Source organism: Streptomyces sp. R33 (assembly GCF_041200175.1).
GTDB lineage: Bacteria > Actinomycetota > Actinomycetes > Streptomycetales > Streptomycetaceae > Streptomyces > Streptomyces katrae_B.
This window is the reverse complement of record NZ_CP165727.1, coordinates 1,153,918-1,169,471: the sequence shown is the minus strand read 5'-3', so window position 1 is coordinate 1,169,471 and position 15,554 is coordinate 1,153,918. Positions and strand designations below refer to the sequence as shown.

Sequence of the window (15,554 nt, the reverse complement as noted above, 5' to 3'; positions counted from 1 at the left end):
TTCAGGCGTTCGGTGGCGTGGCCCGCAGGCCCCCGAGCAGGGTGGCGAGGTAGCGGTGGGCCGTGTCGATCCGGTCATCGGCAGTGCTGCCGTGGACCTGCACCGCGTAGGCGATGCCGCACATGAGCGGGACGAGGTCCGCGGGCGCCAGGTCGGGACGTACCGCCCCGGCCGCGCGGGCCCGGTCGAGGAGCGTGGTGCCGGCCGACCGCAGCGACTGCTTGAGTTCCGTGGTGCGTGGCAGGCAGTCCTCGGCTGCGGCGGTGACCGGGGCCAGGGAGGCGTCGGTGACCTGCGCCTCGACCGTGCGGGTCAGGAAGCCCTCGAGCGCGCGCCATGGGTCGGTTTCGGCCAGCGCCTGCTCGCCGTGGGCGGCCAGGGCTTCCAGGCAGGGGGTGGCGACGGTCTCCAGCAGCGCCTCGGGCGTGGCGAAGTGCCGGTAGACGGTGCCGACACCGAGGCCGGCGCGCCGGGCGACGTCGTTGAGCTGCAACGGCGTGCCCTGGTCGACCAGGGCACGGGCGACGTCGACGATCCGGTCCCAGTTGCGGGCCGCATCCTTGCGCAGTGGCGTCGTCGTCATGGGGACATGCTAATGGGATAGCCCATCCGGATGGCCCCGCCGCCCGCCGCCCGCCGCCTGCGCATCCCGCTGCCGTTCGGTACGTCAGACGGCCGCCGGGTCAGACGGCCGCAGGCGCGTGCCGTTCGCTGAGGCGGCGTACGGACTCGACGACGCGGGGGTCGGTCGCCGCGCGGTGGGGCGCCACCGGGCTCGCCTGGGCGCCGATGACGACGCCGGTCCTGCCCGTCAGGGCGTCGTCGGTCGCGGCGACGATCGAGGGCCTGGCCGCCACTGACGCCGGACCGGACGTCGACCGGGCGAACTTGCGGCGTACCAGCGGCCACATCAGCCGCAGCGCGGGCGACACGATCTTCGAGTCGGTCATGGTGCCGTCGGTCATGTCGGTCGCGGCGCCCCCGGGGTCTGCGGCGAAGACCGATACGCCCGTACCGTCCAGCCGCCCGGCCAGGTCGAGCGTGTAGGCGAGGTTGGCGAGCTTGGCGCGGCCGTACCAGTGGAAGCCGTAGTAGCCGCCGGGCGGCTCGACGGCATCGAACACCCGCTTCGCGACCCCGACCGCACCCGAGGTCACGTTCACGATCCTGCTCGGCGCACCGGCCGTCAGCGTGGGCAGCAGCAGCTCGGTCAGCAGGTACGGCGAGAGGTGGTTGACGACGAACGACGCCTCGACCCCGTCCAGGTCCCGCCGCTCCGGGAACATCGCCCCGACGTTGTTGACCAGCACGGTCAGCGGTTCGCCCGAGGCGGTGTGCTCGCGGGCGATCCGGTCGGCGAGCCGGCGCACTTCCTCGAGCGAGGCGAGGTCGGCGGACAGGAACCGGCCGGGGTGTGCCGGGTCCGTCGCGTTGATCCGGTCGACCGCCCGGGCGCCCCGCTCGGCGTTGCGTCCGATCACGGTGACCGAGTAACCGGCGGAGGCCAGCCCCAGCGCCGTCTCCAAGCCGATCCCGCCCGTTCCCGCCGTGACCACAGCAGTCCTCTTCATGGCTTCCATCCCCACCAGTTATCCGGATACATCATCCGCTTGATGTGACCGTAACACAGATGCGGATGGACTATCCGGTTGGAGTCCGGTGGTTCCGGGACGGTCGTCGTCTGCCTGCGGGGACGCCCTTTCCTGCCGGGGTGGATAGGCTCGGCCCGGCCGCAGGGGCGGTGCGTACCCGAGAGAAGGAGCAGCGCCATGACCGGCGGCGACGAGGTCCGGATCCTGCGCGCGGGCGACCGCGCCGCCGTCGCGTGGAAGAACGGCGGCGGGGTGACCCGGGAGATCGCTGCCTGGCCCGAGGGTGCCGGCATCGCCGACTTCGGGTGGCGGGTCAGCCTCGCCGAGGTGGCCGCGGGCGGCCCCTTCTCGGCCTTCCCCGGCGTCGACCGCACCCTGACCCTGGCCGAGGGGGCGGGCATGGAGCTCACGGTGGCCGGCGCCCTCCGCCTCGTCGACGAGCGCTACGCGCCGCAGGACTTCCCCGGCGACGCCCCCACCGAGTGCCGGCTCCTCGACGGGCCCGTCGTGAACTTCAACGTGATGTACCGCCGCGACCGCGTGCACGCGCAGACCGCGGTCGTACGGGGCGCCCTCGCGCTCACCGCCGCGCCGGGGGAGACCCTGCTCGTGGTCGCGCTCGGCGGCCCGGCCGAACTCGAACTCGAAGGCGAAGCCGGGGCCGGTGCCGCAGCCGGCCCCGTCGCCCTCGGCCCGTACGACGGGGTCCGGATCACGGGCGCCCAGGCCTGCCGCCTGCGTACGCAAGGGCGCGCGGCGGTGGTCAGGCTGGCAGACCGCCCCGGGCGATGACGTCGGCGTACCAGCGGGCACTGTCCTTGAGCGTGCGCCGCTGGGTCGCGAAGTCCACGTGGACGAGGCCGAACCGTTTGCTGTAGCCGTACGCCCACTCGAAGTTGTCCAGCAGCGACCACACGAAATACCCGCGTACGTCGGCCCCGTCCGCGATCGCCCGGTGTACCGCGGACAGATGGCCGTGCAGGTAGTCGATCCGCTCCGGATCGTGCACATCGCCCTCCGGGTCGGCATAGTCCACGTACGCCGCTCCGTTCTCCGTGATCAGCACCGGTACGCCGGGCAGTTCGTCGCGCAGCCGGACCAGCAGCTCGTGCAGACCGCCCGCGTCCACGGGCCAGTCCATGGCCGTCCGGGGCCCCGGCGCGGGCAGGAAGCGCACGTACTCCTCGGCGCCCACCCACGGTGAGGGCCCGGCGGCCGCGACGCCGTCCCCCGGCGCGGCCGCCGCGACCACCGTCGGGGAGTAGTAGTTGAGGCCCAGCCAGTCGATCGGCTCCGCGGCGGCGGCCAGGTCGCCGTCCCTGACGAAGGACCAGTCCGTCACCCCGGCGGTGTCGCGGACCAGGTCCTGCGGCAGGCGCCCGTGGAAGACCGGGTCGAGGAAGATCCTGTTGCCCACCGCATCGATCCGGCGCACCGCGTCCATATCGGATGCGGAGCGCGTCAGCGGCCGCAGCGCGTGCAGGTTCAGCGTCAGCGATACCTCGGCCGACCGGGGGAGGGCCGAGCGCAGCGCCGCCACGCCCAGCCCGTGCGCCAGGTTGAAGTGGTGCGCGGCCTGCAGCGCGGACGCCGGCTCGGTGCGGCCCGGGGCGTGCACCCCGGACGCGTAACCGAGGAAGGCCGCGCACCAGGGCTCGTTGAACGTGGTCCAGCTCGCCACCCGGTCGCCGAGCGCCCCGGCCACGAGCCCCGTGTACTCGGCGAACCGCTCGGCGGTCTCCCGCCGCGGCCAGCCCCCCAGGTCCTCGAGCTCCTGCGGCAGGTCCCAGTGGTACAGGGTGGCGACCGGACGGATCCCTGCGGCCGACAGCTCGTCGACGAGCCGCCGGTAGAAGTCCAGGCCCTGCTGGACGACGGGCCCCCGGCCGGTGGGCTGCACCCGCGGCCAGGCCACCGAGAAGCGGTAGTCGGTGACGCCGAGCCGTCGGAGCAGGGCCACATCCTCGGTCATGCGGTGATAGTGGTCCGCGGCCGTGTCCCCGGTGTCGCCGTTGAGCACCTTGCCGGGGGTGCGGCTGAAGGTGTCCCAGATGGAGGGCGTCCGGCCGTACAGGGCGGCCGCGCCCTCGATCTGGTACGCGGCGGTGGCCGTGCCCCAGCGAAAGCCGGCCGGGAAGGAGAGGCCCGTCTTCGTGACGGGAGACGCGTCGAGCGTGGTCATGGGAAGACTCCAGGAAGATGGGGGAAGGCCGGGGCGGCTGCGTCAGCCCTTGACCGCGCCCTGCATGATGCCGCCGACGATCTGCCGGCCGAGCAGTCCGAAGACCAGCAGCACCGGCAGCGTGCCGAGCAGGGTGCCGGCCATGATCACGGACTGGTCGTGGACGTATCCGCCGCCCAGCTGGCGCAGGGCGACCTGGACGGTCGGCTCCTGCGAGGACAGCGCGACGATCGGCCAGAAGAAGTCGTTCCAGGCCGTCATGAAGGTGAGCAGTCCCAGGACCGCCATCGCCGGGCGGGCGATCGGTACGACGATCGACCAGAAGATCCGGGCGTGCGAGGCACCGTCCACCCGGGCCGCCTCGATCAGCTCGTCCGGCAGCGACTGCACCAGGAACTGCCGCATGAAGAACACGCCGAACGCCGAGACCAGCCCGGGCAGCACGACGGCCTGCAGCTGGTTCACCCAGTGCAGCTTGACGATCAGCATGAACAGCGGGATCACCCCGAGCTGCGGCGGGATCATCATCGAGGCGACGACGGCGCCGAGCAGCGCCCCGCGGCCACGGAAGCGGAGTTTGGCGAAGGCGAACCCCGCCAGCGTGGAGCACAGCACCGTGCCCACGGTGATCGCCCCTGAGACGATGAGCGAGTTGAGCAGCGCCGTGCCGATCGCCGCCTCGTCGAGGACGGCCTGCAGGTTGTCCAGGAGACGCGGACCGGGCAGCAACGCCGGTATGGGCCTGGCCAGTTCGGCGTTGGAACGGCTCGCGGCGACGAGGGTCCAGTACAGGGGGAAGGCCGATACCAGCACCGCGCAGATCAGGACGGCGTACGTGAGCCTTCCGCCGCGCCGGGCGGAGACGTGCGCGCTCATCGGCCGGCCTCCTTACGGGAACGGCGGCGCGCGGCCAGGGCGTTGACCCCCACCAGCACCACGATCAGCAGGAACATCACCCAGGCGATGGCCGCCGCCCGGCCCAGGTGGAAGAAGCCCCAGCCCTGCTCGTACATGTACAGGCCGAGGGTCTGGTACTGGTGCGAGATGCCGCCGGACATCGACCCCTCGAACAGCAGCGGCTCGCCGAACAGCTGGGTGGCGCCGATCGTCGAGACGGTCGAGGTGAAGACGATCGTGGGGCGCAGCCCCGGCAGCGTCACGTGCAGGAACTGCCGCAGGCGGGAGGCCCCGTCGACCTCGGCCGCCTCGTACAGCTCGGACGGGATCGTCTGCATGCCCGCCAGGTAGATCAGTGCGTTGTAGCCGGTCCAGCGCCAGACCACGATGGACGAGACGGCGATCTGGGAGGCCGCCGTACCGTTCTGCCAGTCGACCGGGTGGATGCCCACCAGGTCCAGCAGGCGGTTCACGAGCCCGAAATCGTGCCCGAAGAGCTGCGCGAAGATCAGCGATGCGGCGGCGACCGAGGTCGCGTACGGCAGCAGCAGCGCCGTACGGAAGAACGTGCGGGCGCGGAGCCGGTAGTTGAGCAGGTGGGCCAGGCCCAGTGCCATCAGCAGCTGGGGCACCGTGGACAGCACGCCCATGGTGAACGTGTTGCGCAGCGCCGTCCAGAAGAACGGGTCGGTGAACAGTGCCGTGTAGTTGCCGAGGCCGCGCCACTCCAGCTCGCCGGGGGTCTGCAGTTCGGCGCGGTAGAGGGAGACGTACGCAGTGTAGAGCAGCGGGAAGATCCCGAACGCGGCGAACAGGGTGAAGAAGGGGGCGAGGAAGGCGTACGGGGACAGCCCCGCCGGCCGGCCGCGCCGCCGGGGCGGCGCAGCCGGCGGCGCCGGGGCGGTCGGAGGCGCCGGCGGTGCCAGCGGTGCCAGCGGCTCAGCCGAGGGCATTCTTGACGGCCTTCTTCGCGTTCGACCAGGCCGTCTCGGGAGCCGTGCCCTTGCGTTCGACCTCGCTGAGCGCGTTGTTGATCTGGTCGGCGATGTCCTTGTCGTGCAGGCCGAGCACCTGGACGGGCGCTTGTTCGGCGGCGTCGCCGAAGATCTGGCCGATCGGCGCGCCGGAGAAGTAGGGGTCCTTGGCGTCGGCTATCTGGCCGATGGACCGGGTGGCCGAGGGGAAGTTGCCCTGCTTGCGGAAGACCTTGGTCTGCTGCTCGGGCGCGGTGAGCCACTTGATCAGCTCGTACGCCTCCTTCTTGTGCTTGGCCACGCTCGGGACCGCCAGGTAGGAGCCGCCCCAGTTGCCCGCGCCGCCGGGCAGCTTCGCGACGTCCCACTTGCCCTGGCCCGCGTCCCCGGCCTGGCCCTTGATGTAGCCGAGCATCCAGGCGGGGCAGGGCAGGGTGGCGAAGGAGCCGGAGGCGAACGCCTGGTTCCACGGCGGCGACCACTGGTCCAGCTTGGCGCTGAGTCCCTCGCCCGCGGCCTTGACCGAGGCGTCCCAGGCGGCCTTCACGGCGGGGCTGTTCTCGTAGATCAGGGCGCCCGAGGCGTCGTAGTAGCGCTCCTTCTGCTGGCCGACCATGATCGCGTTCAGGCTGCCCACGCTGTCGATCCAGGAGCTGCCGGCCGGCGCCTTCTCCTTGTACTGGCGGCCGAGTTCGAGGTATCCGTCCCAGGTGGCCCACCGCGCCGCCAGCTCGGTGCGGTCGGTGGGCAGTCCGGCGGCCTGGAACAGGTCGCGGCGGTAACACATGGCCTCGGGGCCGACATCGGTGCCCAGGCCCAGCACCTTGCCGTCCTTGGTGGCCGCGGCGGACCACTTGGCGGGGGCGAACTCGGCCTTGAGCGTCCCGGCCCCGTACTGGTTCAGGTCCACGAACTTGCCGCCCTGCTGCTGGGTGACCGAGGCGATGCGGCCGACCTCGATGGCCTGGACGTCGGCCAGGCCGCCGCCGCCCGCGAGGCGGGTCTGCAGCGACTTCCAGTAGTCCTGCTCGTCCTCGGTGTCGGTCTGCTTGATCTTGACGCCGGGGTGGAGCTGCTCGTACTCGGCGTAGAGCCCGGCCTCCTGGTAGCCGAACGAGCCGAACAGGTCGACGGTGAGCGTGACATCGCCGCCTGCGGCGTCGCCGGAGGACGCACCGTCCGACCCGGACCCGGATCCGCAGGCGGCCAGGAGCACGCCCGTGAGCGCGACGGCGCCGATGCGGACCACGGCTCTGGGGGTGGTTCGGGGGATGGACATGGGGCGGCCTCCTTGGCCTGGACGGGCAGGGTGCGGGGGTGGGAGTGCGCCAGTGTTGAGAGCGCTCTCAGAGCGCGTCTGGAGCGTGCACCCGCAGCCCCGGCCCCGTCAAGAGTTGTACGCACAACAGCACGCGTTCGTCCACAATCACCCCTCCTGCACGACGAGTTCACGCCGCGCCGCCCCGGCGGACCGGGTGGATCACGCGGACCACGCGGACCACGGGGATCGCGCATGTCACGCGGAGGCGCGCCGTACCAGGGCCGTCGGAGTGACCACCGAGGCGGGAACGCTGCGCTCGCCCTGGACCTTGTTCAGGGTGCGCAGGAGCAGCCGCGCCATCAGGCACCCCATGCCCTCGATGTCCTGGCGCACGGTCGTCAGCGGCGGATCGGCGCTCTCCGCCACCAGTTCGGCATCGTCGAAGCCGACCAGCGCCACGTCCCCGGGCACGGTGAGGCCGCGCTCCCGCAGCACCTGCAGGGCGCCCGTTGCCATCAGGTCGTTCGCCGCGAACACCGCGTCGAGGTCCGGACAGCGCTCCAGCAGCCCGGCCATCGCGCGGGCCCCGCCCGCCGCGGTGAAATCCCCCTCCGCGATCAGCGCCGGATCCGCATCGAGCAGCACGTCCCGGTAGCCGTCGAGCCGGTCCACCGCCGAAGTCTGGTCCAGCGGGCCCGCGATGTGCGCGATCCGCCGCCGGCCCTGGTCAAGCAGGTACCGTACGGCCTCGCGGGCGCCCCCGCGGTTGTCGGCGTCCACGTACGCGACACCGCCGTGCTCCCCGGACCCGGCGGTCCACCCCGGGCGGCCGCCGTAGACCGTGGGCATGCCGATGCGGCGGGTGATCGCGGGCAGCGGGTCGTCGGTGTGCAGTGAGAAGGCGAGCGCCCCGTCGACGTGGCCGCCCGCCAGATACCGCTCGATGCGGTCGTAGTCACCCCGGTCCTCCACCAGCAGCAGGACCAGCTGTGTGTCGTGCGCGGTCAGTTCCTTGCTGATGCCGCGGATCTGGCGGGAGAAGAAGGGGTCCGAGAAGATCCGGACCTCCGGCTCGGCGATGATCACCGCGACCGCCCCGGTGCGCCGCGTGACGAGGGTGCGGGCCGCGGGATTCGGCACGTACCCCAGCTCCCGTACGGCCTCGCGGACCTTTTCCACCAGATGGGCGCGGACGCCCTCGCCGCCGTTGACGACGCGGGACGCGGTGGCCCGGGACACCCCGGCACGCTCCGCCACGGCCTCGAGGGTGGGCCGGTGACCGGGAAGCTGTTCGGGCACGGGCATTCCTCCTGCGTGTCCGGGGGCTGTTGACTCGCGGAACAGCAGGGTAACGCGTACCGCCGGGAGCGTGAGAGCGCTCCCGGCGGCCTGATCTACAAGGCGCCCCCTCTGTCACCAGCCGATGCCGAGGGTCAGCCCGGTCGGCGGCTCGGTGTTGCCGAGGATCTGGACGGAGGACTGGTCGTTGACGTCGTCGTAGGGGAACCCGTAGGCCCGCCCGTCCAGGCCGACGGTGTGGAAGAAGCCGGCGTAGTCGTTCTTCGCCGTCCCGCCGTAGTACGCGGCCGGGGTGTACCAGGCGGTGGTGTCGAGGGCGACACCCCGGTTGAACGCGGCGCAGAACTCCGCGCCGAGCTGCTTCTCGGTGTCGTTGCCCGAAGCCAGCGCCCCTGCACAGGCCATGACGTCCGGCGAGGTCGGCTTGCGGAGGGTGAAGGGGCCCGCGCCGTTCTTGCTGAAGGTCAGGACGGAGCCGGAGACCCGCCCGGAGAAGGTCTCGCCGAGCCGGGTCAGGGTGAACGGGTGGGCGGTGTAGTGGGCCCAGGCCTGGTCGATGGCGGTGGTGAGGTGCTGTTGCCGCGCGCCGCCCTCGAGGAACAGGTTCGAGGAGCGCGGCGCCACGATGCGGTAGCCGTTCTGCAGCGGCTTGAAGGCCGCCCCGACGGAGGCCGCGTACTGCTGCATGACCTCGGCGCGGGTCCGCGTGATGCCCCGGGTGGTGTCGTGGCCACTGGAGGTCTGGCGCAGCCGCGAGGTCATAGGGAAGCCGAACTGGTCGACCTGGGTGGTGTTCCCGCCGAACGGGACCTGGCCCCGCACGTACGTGTACTCGTACCAGTCGTAGTACACGTCGCTGTTCGGGTCATGGGGATTGCGCAGGTCGGGGCCGCCCCAGCCCTGGTCGTCGGGGGAGACCGGGAGGTAGAGGGGCGAGCCGAGGGAGATGTAGATCCGGCCCCCGCGGATCGATGCCGGGGAGGGCACGGTGCCGCCCACCCGGGCGAGCGTGAAGGACATGTTGGGGTAGTTGACGCCGTTCTTGACCAGGTGGCCGGGCGCGGTGGCGTCGAGGTGGTTGATGTGGGCCATGGAACCGTCGGGCTTCATGTACGACCACTGGCCCGGGGTCACCTGACCGAGCACGGTGACGAAGATCTGGGAATCGGTGTACGTGCCACGGGTGTTGTTCCGGAAGGTGATCGGGAAGCTCCCGGCCCCGCCCTGCGCGTACTGCGCCGCGGCGCGGGTCGGGGCCGGCAGGACGAACCCCAGCAGGGCGATCAGCGCGGCCGCCACGGTCAGCGGGAGCCGTTGTCGGGTGTTCACGGGCGTCTCCTCCGTTCGCTCGGTCCGGTCAGTGGCCGAAGTCGAACCAGTTGACATTCACGTAGTCGGCGCTCTGGCCGCTGGTGAAGGTCAGGTAGACGTCGTGCGTGCCGGTGACGGGGCTGATGTTCGCCGGGACGGTCCGCCAGCTCTGCCAGCCGCCGGTGTTCGCGACCGAGAAGCTGCCGATCGGCGGGCTGGTACGGCTGTCCAGCCGGACCTCGACGAGCCCGCTGACCCCGCCGGCCGCACCGCCGGCGACCCGACCGTAGAACTGCCTCGCCGCGCTGGAGCCGAAGTCGACGCCCTTGTACAGGGCCCAGTCGCCGTTGGCGATCGTGCTCAGGTTCTGGCCGCCGCCGGTGTCGCTGGTGCTCTCCTTGGCCAGCCCGGCCTGGTCGTCGTACGACTCCGCCTCGATGGCCGTGTACGCGTCGCGGTGGCCGGACGGGGGTGTGGTGGGCGGGGTCGTCGGAGGAGTGGTGGGGGGTGTGGTCGGCGGGGTCGAGCCGCCCGTCGAGCGGAGTACGGACACGTAGTCGACGGCCATCGAGAAGCCGGGCTGGGTGCCCGCGTCGGGTCCGCCGCCGAAGGCGTCCGGGAAGCCGCCGCCCATGGCGACGTTCAGGATGATGAAGTAGCCGTGGTTCGTGGCGTTGGCCCAGGTGGTCGCGTCGACCTGGTTCGCCCGTACGGTGTGGAAGGTGTTCCCGTCGACGGAGAAACGTATCTCCTCGACGGCGGTGGACCGGTCCCACTCCACGGCGTACGTGTGGAAGCCGCCCTGGCAGCTGGTGCCGGGGCAGACGCGCTGGCCGCCGATGCCGGAGGTCTCGTTGCACGGGCCGCCGGGGCTGGTGCCGCAGTGCAGGGTGGCCCAGACGTTGTTGATGCCCTGGACGTTCTCCATGATGTCGATCTCGCCGATGCCCGGCCAGTTCCACCAGTTGCCGCGGTAGGGCGCGCCCAGCATCCAGAACGCCGGCCAGTAGCCCTTCGCCGCCGCTCCCGTGACGTTCGGCATCTGTATCCGGGCCTCGGTGCGCAGCTTCCCGCCCGCCGGGGGCTGGAAATCGGCGCGCCGGGTCTCGATGCGGCCGGAGGTCCAGTTGCCGGCGGCGTCCCGGCGCGGGGTGATCCGCAGGTTCCCGGTGCCGTCGAGGGAGACGTTCGCGGTGCTCGAGGTCATCGTCTCGACCTCGCCCGTACCGAAGTTGGCGGGCCCGCCGGGGTAGCTGGTCCCGGTGGTGTACTGCCAGTCGGCGGTGTTCACGCCGGAGCCCGCGGCCCCGTTGAAGTCGTCCAGGAACACCTGCGACCAGCCCGCCGGGGGCGGGGGAGCGGCGGCGTTGGCGGGCAGGGTGACCACGGCGGCTGCCGCCGCGGCCACGCCCATCGCGCTGAGCGCGGCGACGACGGCCCGGCGGACGGTCGACGGTTTTCTACCGGATGTGTGACGCATATGGGTGTGCCCTCTCTCGGGGAACGGCCCGCTGTGTGAGAGCGCTCTCAAGCGGAGCCGCTGGCCACTGTGCTCCCGGCGTCCACGGGCGTCAAGACTTCGAACCGGCAACGGGCATATGTGGAGAGGGGGTTCACTCCTTGAAGGGTGGTGCAGGGCGGGGCGCGAGCACGGCGCCGCACTTCGTACCGGCCCCGTCAGGTGGGCAGCCCCACCGCCCGCTCTCCGGGGGCCCGGGGAATCCGGGAGAGCGTGTGCGGAAATGTGCCCTGACGGCGTGTCGGCCCCGCAGAAGTCCTCAGGAACGAACGGACTCCGACGGGAAGGCCCACATCACACCTGCCACCGCAGGGACATGTGGAGACGGCGGACTGTGCCGATCCGCCGCCGTACCAGCAGCCCTGGCCCCCAACTGCACGTTTGTTGAGGTCTGTTGACTTCTGTCGGATCGGTCAGGATGCTTTCTGCTGACCGGGGACACGGGTGCCACCAGTGCCCCCAGTGCCCCAGTGCCCCAACGCCCCAGGGAGAGGAACCGCCGCATGGCCGATCCCGGCAGTCTGCTGGCCCCTCAGCGCCGCGCGCTCATCCTCGACGAGGTCCGCCGGCGCGGCGGGGTGCGCGTCAACGAGCTGACCCGCTCCTTGAACGTCTCCGACATGACCGTCCGCCGCGATCTGGACGTCCTCGCCCGCGAGGGCCTGCTGCGCAAGGTGCACGGCGGTGCGGTGCTCGGCGACGAAGCCAGCAGCCACGAGCCCGGGTTCGAGGCCAAGTCGGAGTGGGAGACCGCGGCCAAGCACGCCATCGCCAGGGCGGCGGCCGCCCTCGTCGCACCCGGCTCGGCCGTCGCCCTGTCCGCCGGGACCACCACCCACGCGCTGGCCCGGGAGCTCACCGAGGTCGCCGGCCTGACGGTGGTCACCAACTCGGTCCGCACCGCCGAGGTCTTCGAGGCCGTCCGCGGCACCGCCAGCGCCGGGAGCACCACCACCGTGATCCTGACCGGCGGCATCCGCACACCGTCGGACGCCCTCGTCGGCCCCATCGCCGACCAGGCCATCCGCTCCTTGCACGTCGACCTGCTCTTCCTCGGCTGCCACGGCTTGGGCGCCGATACCGGGCTGACCACGCCCAACCTCGCCGAGGCGGAGACCAACCGGGCCTTCCTGCGCTCCGCCCGGCGCACCGCGCTCCTCGCCGACCACACCAAGTGGTCGACCGTGGGGCTCACCACGTTCGCCGCCCTGGAGGAGGTCGACGTGCTGGTCACCGACTCCCTTCCGCAGGAGGAGGCCGCGGCGGCCACCGAGCGGGTCGGCGAGGTACTGCTGGCCGCCGGTCCCGCGCAGGAGCGCCCGTGGTGAGGAAGACCCGTACGACCCTGTCCGACGGGCGGGAGCTGATCTACTACGACGCCGGGGCCGGCGCCGGGACCGCTGCGGGCGGTCCCCTGCGTGACCACGCCGACGCGCGCGGCCTGCCGCCCATCGCGACGGTCTCCGAGCGGCGCCACGACCGGCTCCTCGACGAGTGGGTGGTGATCGCCTCGCACCGCCAGGGCCGCACCCACCTGCCGCCCGCGGACCAGTGCCCGCTCTGCCCGTCGGCCCCGGGCCGGCCCACCGAGATACCGGCTCCGGACTACCAGGTCGCCGTCTTCGAGAACCGCTTCCCCGCCCTGTCCGGACCGGGCGGCGGCCGCTGCGAGGTCGTCTGCTTCAGCCCCGACCACGAGGCCTCGTACGCCGACCTCGGCCCGGCGCAGGTCCGTACGGTCCTCGCGGCCCTGGCCGACCGCACCGCCGAGCTCGCCGGGCTCCCCGGCGTGGAACAGGTCTACTGCTTCGAGAACCGGGGCCCCGAGATCGGCGTCACGCTGGCCCACCCGCACGGCCAGGTCTACGCACTGCCCGTCCTCACCCCGCGCACCCGGCGCACGCTGGACACGGTCGCCCGCCACCACGCGGCCACCGGCCGCAACCTCTTCGACGAGGTCCGCGACGAGGCGCTGGCCGACGGTCGCCGTGTGGTGGTCGCGGGGGAGCACTGGAGCGCCTTCGTGCCGCAGGCGGCGCGCTGGCCGTACGAGGTGCACCTCTACCCGCACCGGCGCGTCCCCGACCTGCCCGCCCTGACCGAGGCCGAGCAGGCCGAGCTGGCAGCTCTCCACCTGGATCTGCTGGGCCGCTTCGACCGGCTCTTCCCCACGCCGGCCCCGTACATCTCGGCCTGGCACCAGGCCCCCGTACGCACCGGCCGGGACCTGTACGCCCTCCACCTGGAGCTGTTCACCACCCGGCGGGCCGCCGACAAGCTCAAGCACTTGGCCGGGACCGAGTCCGGGATGGGCCAGTTCGTCAACGACATCGCACCCGAGCGCGCGGCCGCGGCGCTGCGCGAGGTCTGACGGCCGCCTCCCGGTGCGCGGCGTTCTTACGCGTCCTTCTCCATGGTCGGGCGCAGCCGCTCCAGCAGGGCGTAGAGCGTCGCGCTCTCGGTTTCGTCGAGGGTGTCCAGCGCGCCGTGCGTCGCCTGCATCTCCTCGCGCACGCGGCGGATGATCTCGCGGCCCGCGTCCGTGGCCACGACGTTCTTGACGCGGCGGTCGGCGGGGTCGGGCTCGCGGCGCACCAGCTCGCGGGCCTCCAGCCGGTCCACGATCCCCGTGACGTTCGATGCGTCGCACACCAGGAGGGTGGCGAGGCCGCGCATCGGCAGCGGGCCGTTGAGCTGGGCGAGGACGCGGGCCTGCGTTGAGGTCAGGCCGTAGTGGGCCGCCGCGGCCGCGAAGTCGCGCCACTGGGCGGTTCCGATGGCGGCGAGCAGTTCCAGGAGCTGGAGCTTGGTGGGGGTGCGGGGGGTGGTGGCGCTCATGCCGTCGAGCGTACCCGGGTGCTTGACATTGTCAATTGTTTACTTGACCTCCTTAACTATTGACGTCTACCGTCTACGGAGTTACTTGATGACATCAAACATCTGCGATCTGAAGCACTAAGAAGGTCCTGCCAGCCATGAGCACCGCCGCCCCCATACCCGCCGAGGCCAAGACCAGGAACGAGACGGTCATCGTCTTCGCCCTGAGCCTTGCCGCCATGGTCGTGTCGATGATGCAGACCCTGCCGGTCCCGATCCTGGGCCTCATCCGCACCGACCTGGGCACCTCGACCGCCAACGTGAGCTGGGTGACCACCGCCACGCTGCTGTCCGCCGCCGTCTTCACCCCGCTGCTCGGCCGCTTCGGCGACCAGCACGGCAAGAAGCCCACGCTGGTGGCCGTGCTCGGCGTCATGGTCGTCGGCTCCGTCATCGCCGCCGTCGCGACCTCGCTCCCGCTGCTGATCCTGGGCCGCGTCCTGCAGGGCGCCGCCACCGCGATCTTCCCGCTCGCCCTCTCGGTGCTGCGCGAGGAAGTCCGCCCCCAGAAGCTCCCCGGCGCGATGGCCCTGGTCAGCGGCACCCTCGCGTTCGGCAGCGGCCTGGCGCTCGTCGCCACCGGCCTGCTCACCTCCGGCTCCGGCGCCGACTACCGCAACGCGTTCTGGATGGCGACCGGCTTCGCGACCCTCGCCCTGCTCGCCGTCGCCTTCCTGGTCCCCGCGACCCGGCACAAGACCGGCGGCCGCACCGACTTCCTCGGCGCGCTGACCCTCGGCATCACCCTCCTGCTGCTCCTGCTGCCGATCTCGCAGGGCCATGAGTGGGGCTGGACCTCCGGCCGTACGCTGGGCAGCTTCGCCGGCGCCGTCGTCATGACCGCCGTCTGGGTCTTCACGGAGCTCAAGGTCCGCGAGCCGCTCGTGGACATGCGGATGTTCGTCCACCGCCCGGTGCTCATGGCCAACCTGGCCGGCATCCTGGTCGGCTTCGGCATGTTCGCGAACTTCCTCGGCGTCTCGTACCTCGTCCAGATGCCGCAGAAGCTCACCGGCTACGGGTTCGACGCGTCCATCCTGCGCGCCTCCGTGCAGTTCCTGCTGCCCGGCGCGATCGTCTCCCTGCTCGCCTCGCCCGTCGGCGGCCAGCTGGTCCGCCACCGCGGCCCGCGCGTGGCCCTCGGCCTGGCCGCCGCACTCGGCGCCGTCGGCTTCGGCTGGCTCGCGCTCGACCACCAGCACAGCTTCTCGGTGATCGGCGCGGGCCTGGTCGTCGGCGCGGCCGTCAGCTTCGGTTACGCGGCCATGCCCGCCGTCATCATGGCGAGCGTCCCGCACCACCAGAGCGGCATCGCCAACGGCATCAACTCGATCTCCCGCTCCACCGGCAGCGCGATCGGCAGCGCCATCGTCACCACGATCCTGGCGTCGAAGACCATCGAGCACCTGCCCGCCGGCGTCCCGGCCCTGCCCGCCGAGTCCGGATTCACCCTCACCTTCTGGATCGGGGCCGTCGCCTTCGCCCTGGTCGCGGTGATCAGCTGGATCGGCCTGCGCGGAGCGCACGGACCGCGCACCGTCGAGGTGAGCACGCCCGCCGCCGCGAAGGCGACGGAGAAGCAGTCGCAGCCGGAGCCGGCCGAAGCCGTCTGACCCGGCCCTACGAAGGGACGGCACCGCTC

Annotated in this window: 14 protein-coding genes; 4 read left to right on the top strand and 10 right to left on the bottom strand. The window is 71.9% G+C overall.

Going from position 1 to position 15,554, the window contains the following annotated elements; all coding sequences use genetic code 11:
• Position 1: 1 nt before the first annotated feature.
• Together AB5J51_RS05855 and AB5J51_RS05850 are read right to left on the bottom strand one after the other, a co-directional pair.
• The gene (locus AB5J51_RS05855) at positions 2-583 is read right to left on the bottom strand and encodes a TetR/AcrR family transcriptional regulator (RefSeq protein ID WP_136223847.1); all 582 of its coding nucleotides are present in this window, start codon (positions 581-583) and stop codon (positions 2-4) included.
• A 100-nt stretch (positions 584-683) separates the two neighbouring features.
• On the bottom strand, positions 684-1,571 hold the full coding sequence (locus AB5J51_RS05850) for an SDR family NAD(P)-dependent oxidoreductase (protein WP_369777048.1): 888 nt from the start codon (positions 1,569-1,571) through the stop codon (positions 684-686).
• Between the two features lie 198 nt (positions 1,572-1,769).
• Here AB5J51_RS05850 and AB5J51_RS05845 point away from each other — a divergent pair, with 198 nt between their 5' ends.
• On the top strand, positions 1,770-2,384 hold the full coding sequence (locus AB5J51_RS05845) for a HutD family protein (protein WP_369777047.1): 615 nt from the start codon (positions 1,770-1,772) through the stop codon (positions 2,382-2,384).
• On the opposite strand, the gene AB5J51_RS05840 is transcribed toward AB5J51_RS05845, so the two are convergent.
• From AB5J51_RS05840 to AB5J51_RS05810, 7 genes are all read right to left on the bottom strand, one after another.
• Positions 2,356-3,774 carry a GH1 family beta-glucosidase gene (locus tag AB5J51_RS05840; RefSeq protein ID WP_369777046.1) on the bottom strand — a complete coding sequence of 473 codons (1,419 nt, stop codon included), beginning with the start codon at positions 3,772-3,774 and terminating at the stop codon, positions 2,356-2,358. The two genes, AB5J51_RS05845 and AB5J51_RS05840, sit on opposite strands and share 29 nt — an antisense overlap.
• A gap of 42 nt (positions 3,775-3,816) precedes the next feature.
• Positions 3,817-4,650: a carbohydrate ABC transporter permease gene (locus AB5J51_RS05835; RefSeq protein ID WP_136223850.1), complete on the bottom strand. Its 834-nt coding sequence runs from the start codon at positions 4,648-4,650 to the stop codon at positions 3,817-3,819.
• On the bottom strand, positions 4,647-5,624 hold the full coding sequence (locus AB5J51_RS05830; protein WP_369777045.1) for a carbohydrate ABC transporter permease: 978 nt from the start codon (positions 5,622-5,624) through the stop codon (positions 4,647-4,649). Before AB5J51_RS05830 ends, AB5J51_RS05835 begins: the two co-directional genes overlap by 4 nt.
• Entirely contained in the window at positions 5,611-6,924 is a 1,314-nt protein-coding gene (locus AB5J51_RS05825; protein WP_136223852.1) for an extracellular solute-binding protein, read from the bottom strand. The genes AB5J51_RS05830 and AB5J51_RS05825 overlap by 14 nt, the downstream gene beginning before the upstream one ends.
• Before the next feature lie 237 nt (positions 6,925-7,161).
• The gene (locus tag AB5J51_RS05820; RefSeq protein WP_199828176.1) at positions 7,162-8,205 is read right to left on the bottom strand and encodes a LacI family DNA-binding transcriptional regulator; all 1,044 of its coding nucleotides are present in this window, start codon (positions 8,203-8,205) and stop codon (positions 7,162-7,164) included.
• 114 nt (positions 8,206-8,319) lie between these two features.
• Complete coding sequence (locus tag AB5J51_RS05815) at positions 8,320-9,534, bottom strand: glycoside hydrolase family 64 protein (RefSeq protein WP_369777044.1); 1,215 nt, start codon at positions 9,532-9,534, stop codon at positions 8,320-8,322.
• Positions 9,535-9,562: 28 nt separating this feature from the next.
• Complete coding sequence (locus AB5J51_RS05810; protein ID WP_133895921.1) at positions 9,563-10,996, bottom strand: glycoside hydrolase family 16 protein; 1,434 nt, start codon at positions 10,994-10,996, stop codon at positions 9,563-9,565.
• 542 nt (positions 10,997-11,538) lie between these two features.
• On the opposite strand from AB5J51_RS05810, the gene AB5J51_RS05805 reads away from it, so the two are divergent.
• Positions 11,539-12,363 carry a DeoR/GlpR family DNA-binding transcription regulator gene (locus AB5J51_RS05805; RefSeq protein ID WP_369777043.1) on the top strand — a complete coding sequence of 275 codons (825 nt, stop codon included), beginning with the start codon at positions 11,539-11,541 and terminating at the stop codon, positions 12,361-12,363.
• A complete protein-coding gene (galT, locus tag AB5J51_RS05800; protein WP_369780225.1) occupies positions 12,360-13,406 on the top strand; it encodes a galactose-1-phosphate uridylyltransferase in 1,047 nt (348 codons plus the stop codon). Before AB5J51_RS05805 ends, galT begins: the two co-directional genes overlap by 4 nt.
• A 26-nt stretch (positions 13,407-13,432) precedes the next feature.
• Here galT and AB5J51_RS05795 read toward each other — a convergent pair whose 3' ends face one another.
• A complete protein-coding gene (locus tag AB5J51_RS05795) occupies positions 13,433-13,873 on the bottom strand; it encodes a MarR family winged helix-turn-helix transcriptional regulator (RefSeq protein ID WP_053788079.1) in 441 nt (146 codons plus the stop codon).
• Positions 13,874-14,010: 137 nt separating this feature from the next.
• Between AB5J51_RS05795 and AB5J51_RS05790 the strand changes: the two genes are divergently transcribed.
• Complete coding sequence (locus AB5J51_RS05790; RefSeq protein ID WP_369777042.1) at positions 14,011-15,525, top strand: MFS transporter; 1,515 nt, start codon at positions 14,011-14,013, stop codon at positions 15,523-15,525.
• Positions 15,526-15,554: the final 29 nt, after the last annotated feature.

Bases quoted from the DNA above. Each gene is read 5' to 3' on its own strand.
- AB5J51_RS05855 (WP_136223847.1), bottom strand. From the start codon at position 583: ATGACGACGACGCCACTGCGCAAGGATGCGGCCCGCAACTGGGACCGG.
- AB5J51_RS05850 (WP_369777048.1), bottom strand. From the start codon at position 1,571: ATGAAGAGGACTGCTGTGGTCACGGCGGGAACGGGCGGGATCGGCTTG.
- AB5J51_RS05845 (WP_369777047.1), top strand. From the start codon at position 1,770: ATGACCGGCGGCGACGAGGTCCGGATCCTGCGCGCGGGCGACCGCGCC.
- AB5J51_RS05840 (WP_369777046.1), bottom strand. From the start codon at position 3,774: ATGACCACGCTCGACGCGTCTCCCGTCACGAAGACGGGCCTCTCCTTC.
- AB5J51_RS05835 (WP_136223850.1), bottom strand. From the start codon at position 4,650: ATGAGCGCGCACGTCTCCGCCCGGCGCGGCGGAAGGCTCACGTACGCC.
- AB5J51_RS05830 (WP_369777045.1), bottom strand. From the start codon at position 5,624: ATGCCCTCGGCTGAGCCGCTGGCACCGCTGGCACCGCCGGCGCCTCCG.
- AB5J51_RS05825 (WP_136223852.1), bottom strand. From the start codon at position 6,924: ATGTCCATCCCCCGAACCACCCCCAGAGCCGTGGTCCGCATCGGCGCC.
- AB5J51_RS05810 (WP_133895921.1), bottom strand. From the start codon at position 10,996: ATGCGTCACACATCCGGTAGAAAACCGTCGACCGTCCGCCGGGCCGTC.
- AB5J51_RS05805 (WP_369777043.1), top strand. From the start codon at position 11,539: ATGGCCGATCCCGGCAGTCTGCTGGCCCCTCAGCGCCGCGCGCTCATC.
- AB5J51_RS05795 (WP_053788079.1), bottom strand. From the start codon at position 13,873: ATGAGCGCCACCACCCCCCGCACCCCCACCAAGCTCCAGCTCCTGGAA.
- AB5J51_RS05790 (WP_369777042.1), top strand. From the start codon at position 14,011: ATGAGCACCGCCGCCCCCATACCCGCCGAGGCCAAGACCAGGAACGAG.